Here is a 4,688-nt window from a genome sequence, read left to right on the forward strand (position 1 = left end):
TTTGATTTTTTTGATGCAGTGTAATAATTTCGCTTTTTGGTCATTCTATTCCCCTCTTATATTAGAAGAATAGCTCTTAAAAATACCTTTTTTTCGTCTAAAAATCCGCGCCTATATCAATCTACAGTTAGGCCTAAAATTAAACCCATGAGTGCAAATAGATAGATATTATTTTTGGTAGCCACAGCAAACTCCTTCTTAAAACAATTACTTTAATAATAGTTTAATTGTTAATACAAAATAGCTTAAATAATGAGGCTCATAAAGGTTTATGGTGTTTAATTTGGCCAATAAGATAGTTGTTGATTCATAATGGTTGATTTATTTGTATTTAAGTGTCAAAATATGTCCATTTTGAGTTGGAGATAGACATGAAATGCTCTCAGGTACTCTCTATTATCAATGGCTTGATGCTTTCCACCAATGTTGTTGCGTATACCATTAGTCCTTACGGGGATTTTGCTTTAAATGCTCATTGGGAGCCTAAAATCCAGCAAATCGGAGGACTTGATGTAGTAACACCGGCACTAGAGCAGGACATTCAAGCCTATCATTTAGTCTTTGCTACAGATAATAGTTAATATCAACCTCTTTAGGGGGCAACAGCTTATCCCTTTACAGGGATAAGCCCTGTACTCATAAATGGGTAAGTCCTGCCTGGAGTTGTTATAACCTTCAGCGATGGATCTAAAAATCGTCTGTACAGAGCTCCAGCCTATTAATTCATTTGCATGAAATTTGGTAAAGGAGTATAAAAAGCAAAAGAATAATAAAGATTCGGTGCAGAATGCGATCCATGAAGAAAATGCGCTTTTTAAGTTGGTTAAAAGAAAAATCAGACCAAGAATCCCGTTCAATGATTGTGGCTGAACTGGTAGAAAAATACCTAAGTAAGCCCCCATCACTTAAGCAAATAAAATCAGATGTAGCTAAAGGGGAAAATCAATCCCGTGGTTTTCAATTAATAGAGAAAACGTCTCATTTAAGAAGAGGAGTACATTTATATTGCATTCTCGACATAGATGAGGCAATTGGTTTATTATCCACACCTAAAGAGCAAAAGGTTTTAGGCGAATTAAAAAGAGATCTGGCGGCTGCTTATCTAAATTATACGGATAAGCCCGTTGAGCGTATTCATAAGGTACTCACTAATTTCGCGATTTTTTTAAAAATTGATGTTAAGGAGTTGTCAGATAGGAAGAAGGCTAAAGAGTTATACCATACGATTTATTTGTCCTTATGCCTTAGTCATCATGGTTTGCACAATATATCTTTTTGGGAAAAAAAAGTAGCATCGTGGTTTGGAGTTGATACTGAGCAAATTAAACGTTCTGTTTTGGCATTAATGAAGCAAATAGAGGAAAAAATAATGACGTTAGATGTTTCGGAAAAAATTGAGCAACACACTGTAACTACAAAATCTACAACGGTTGATGCGGTTCAATTAGCATCTACTTCATTGTTAAAAGAAAATGAAACTGGGGTAGAGATGAGGGCTGAAACAGAGTTGGCTACGTACACGCTAAATAATGATAAAGCCTTGGTTAGAGACGAGTTAAACCCAACTTTTGTAGAGCAAAGGGCTTTAATGGAAAAACAACGGGCTATACAAAATTATTTTGATAAGCAATATTTGGCCCTCTTTACTCATGCTGCGTCGACTCCTGATGAGCGTCTTAAATCTCTTTGTATGCGAAGTAGTGAATTACATTCCTCTATTTCAGAATTACTGCGCGTACGCGGCAATGAAGAGGCACTAAAAGCACAACAGGCCCAAATTCAAGCTTTACTCAATGCATTTAATGCGAATGATAGTTATATCTATGGTCGAAAATATTTCTCTGATTTAAAAAAGACTCATGCACAAGCCTTTAAACTGCTGATCGAATTAAGCCCTGAGAAGCCTAGGACTGCATTACTAGCCACTATTGATGCGCAAAGCCACAACTCGAGGACGGCTAACTTCTTATATGTTGCAAGTGGATTATTTTCGCCCCTTATCAGTGCGTCCAGGCTATTGTTACCTAAAGGAGCACAAGATTTTCTTACGAAAATGACGCCCACCACTTTGGATGCCCAAGCAAAAAAGCAAACTCAAGATCTAGCTTTAACCGTTTTAGCTAATCTAGCGGCTCAACTTAAGATAATTGAGACCGAAAAGCACGAAAAGGAAAACGCTCTAAGTCAGGGTAATACTGAGCTAAACCAACTTATCGCCTCCGAGTCTTCTGAAAATCTCGCCGAACTTGCTGCTGCAAACAGGATAAGCCAAAGCTATGAGGAACTAGCCGCAAAACTGAGGGAGCGTTCTGAATTGCACCTTGATTTAAAAGAGGAAGCCCAAAGCCTATTGCAACAACGTTACCTGAATATTATGCAAGGAAGTGCTGATGAGAAAGCCAACATTAATAACTTAGTCGGTGCAATGGGCCTAATTGTCAAAGATTTAAATGCGCGCTTGTTATTAGAAAACCAAAGAGAGGCCTTATTAGAAAAAATTGACCCCTTAGAGGAATTAATGGATGTTTTTAACCATCATTCTACGAATAAACTCATTGGGCCTGTTGCAAATGAGCCGCTAAAACAATTATTGAAAGAATTAGAAATAATTGATAAAGAAATCGATACTCTATCTAGTCATTTAGGCTGCGATAATAAACGGCAAAAAGAATTGTTCAAGGTGATGAGTGCCGATGATTTAAGAGAGCTTATTGCCATTAATACTGTTGCTGAAGGAGTTGATAAGCTCCTAATGAGTGTAGTGACTCAAATTCCACCAGTAAACACGTCCTTAGTTGCTGACAAAACTGCGGCGGAGTATTTTATTGAACGTTACCGTTCTTTAGTCAATCACGATACCGATGAAGAAGAACAACGATTAAATCATTTAGATGAAAATCTCACTGACGTAGATGAGAGTATTAAGACCTTGGTAGCGGCTCGAACTGAATATGATGCGCTGGCTTTGAAAGCCCAAGAGGTACGTGATATTTTGGATGCTTTAAAGCTAAACAAGGTCAATCCCTTGTTGGTTAATTTAATTAAAGAGCGCTCTATCGTTTTAGATAATCAAGCTCTTTCGGCCCGCAGAAAATTAAATTCTTTAGCTCAGGTTCTAGCTTTAGGCAAAGAACCCGTAAAACAGGCTTTGTTACAAGAAAGCATTCCAGGACTGTTAAAAATACTGGAAATAAATAAAGCGGCGAAAGCCTGCATAGAAGAGTATAAGTTATTAAAAGATAAAGTCTCCTTATTGAATCAAATGAACCAAGGGGCGCGAGTATTAGATAGTTATGTTTATGAGAACTATACATGGTGGATTCGCTTAACTGATTTTCTGGCCCAATTCTTTGCTATTTTCAAAACCAAAGCCAGTGAGTTGATTGACGAAGCAAAGGCTTTGAAGGGACAGTTGCTTATTAGCAAAGTGCAATGCGAACAAGAGATCCGTTCGCATATTGCCATTATTGATAAAGACAGCTCCGTGGGTTCTGATCTCTTAGCTGATTTACCTGATCAACATAATTACGAGGAAGAAGTTGCCGGGCTTGAGGCTTTTAATCCCGAGGAAACCAAAACCTTATTAAGTAAGGTCTCTATGTTTAAGCCTAAATCTCCGTCTAATGAGTTATCAGTACCTGCATTAGAAGAGGAATTGGATCAGCAACTGTTTTTGGGAACCCACTTACCCGGTCATTGCTAAAGCGGGCGGTAAAAGGATTTAAATGACTAAAAAGCATCATCAGGATATAACGCGTCGTGTTTATCTTCATGCGACGCGCAATACGCTAATTGGTTTGGCACTAATACTCCTAGCCCTCTATATTGGAATGTGCGGTTATCATTTCCTTGAGCATTTATCTTGGATTGATTCCTTTCTGAATGCATCGATGATTCTTTCCGGCATGGGTCCGGTTTCTGAGATGAAAACTGAGGCAGGCAAACTGTTTGCTGGATGCTATGCTTTATTTAGTGGCCTTACTTTTATTGCCATCGTCGTGATTATTCTATCACCTGCCATACATCATTTTTTTCGCAAAATTCATTTAGAAACTGGAAAGGAACGCGATGATTAGCCCGTATGGATCATACGGGCTGCTTTAAGAATTAACGTCGTTTTTGAATATATTGCTTTAACTTGCTTGGGGAAATCATGTGATCAGCATTAATAGCGGCTGCAAGGATATCTTGACGCCCAGTATTGTATACGCAAACCAACTCATCATCTGCCTCTTCGGGTATGCCGGGTGATGACATTCCATCTAAAACTTCATTGGCCCGATCAATGGCCATTTCTTCTGAATCGGCTTCAATAGGTGCGATAACAAAACCCCAATTAGTACTGGTGTTGTAGTTGCTCAAATTATAGCTAAAAAACAGATTATTCATAATCGGTTCTGCCATACTCATGCCTTCCATCTTAATATCATTAATATCAGGACATAGTTGTACTTGTCCTGCATAAACAGAACCGGCAAGTAACAGAGCACTGACAGCAGTGGTTAATTTGCTAAACATCATGTTCACAACTCCTAGATTATTAAAAACTGCTAAAGAGTATCATTAGCTCAGGGGCTTTTCATGACTAGAAATGAACCAATTATTGTTCAGCTGTTTTTTAATCAACAGTCGACAAAAGATTCGGTAAATTTAGGCTGTGAGGCTTATTCGCTCTAAATGGTTAATAA

The 4,688-nt window shown here is 38.1% G+C and carries 4 protein-coding genes; 3 read left to right on the plus strand and 1 reads right to left on the minus strand.

From position 1 onward, the window contains the following. Positions 1-371 precede the first annotated feature (371 nt). From ELY15_RS13480 to ELY15_RS13490, 3 genes are all read left to right on the plus strand, one after another. Positions 372-581: a hypothetical protein gene (locus tag ELY15_RS13480; RefSeq protein WP_127100904.1), complete on the plus strand. Its 210-nt coding sequence runs from the start codon at positions 372-374 to the stop codon at positions 579-581. Between the two features lie 215 nt (positions 582-796). Further along, positions 797-3,703, plus strand: coding sequence for a hypothetical protein (locus tag ELY15_RS13485; protein WP_158617497.1), 2,907 nt, complete (start codon positions 797-799; stop codon positions 3,701-3,703). Positions 3,704-3,725: 22 nt separating this feature from the next. Further along, positions 3,726-4,076 carry a hypothetical protein gene (locus tag ELY15_RS13490; RefSeq protein ID WP_127100908.1) on the plus strand — a complete coding sequence of 117 codons (351 nt, stop codon included), beginning with the start codon at positions 3,726-3,728 and terminating at the stop codon, positions 4,074-4,076. Between the two features lie 31 nt (positions 4,077-4,107). Here the strand turns inward: ELY15_RS13490 and ELY15_RS13495 are convergent, their stop codons facing one another. Next, positions 4,108-4,521, minus strand: a complete 414-nt coding sequence (locus ELY15_RS13495; protein ID WP_127100910.1) for a DUF4949 domain-containing protein — start codon at positions 4,519-4,521, stop codon at positions 4,108-4,110. Positions 4,522-4,688 lie beyond the last annotated feature (167 nt).

Source organism: Legionella sp. km772, assembly GCF_003989735.1.
In the GTDB taxonomy this organism is placed as follows: Bacteria; Pseudomonadota; Gammaproteobacteria; order Legionellales; family Legionellaceae; genus Legionella.

Excerpts from the sequence above, each read along its gene's own strand:
- ELY15_RS13495 (WP_127100910.1), bottom strand. The coding sequence starts at position 4,521 with ATGATGTTTAGCAAATTAACCACTGCTGTCAGTGCTCTGTTACTTGCC.
- ELY15_RS13480 (WP_127100904.1), top strand. The coding sequence starts at position 372 with ATGAAATGCTCTCAGGTACTCTCTATTATCAATGGCTTGATGCTTTCC.
- ELY15_RS13485 (WP_158617497.1), top strand. The coding sequence starts at position 797 with ATGAAGAAAATGCGCTTTTTAAGTTGGTTAAAAGAAAAATCAGACCAA.
- ELY15_RS13490 (WP_127100908.1), top strand. The coding sequence starts at position 3,726 with ATGACTAAAAAGCATCATCAGGATATAACGCGTCGTGTTTATCTTCAT.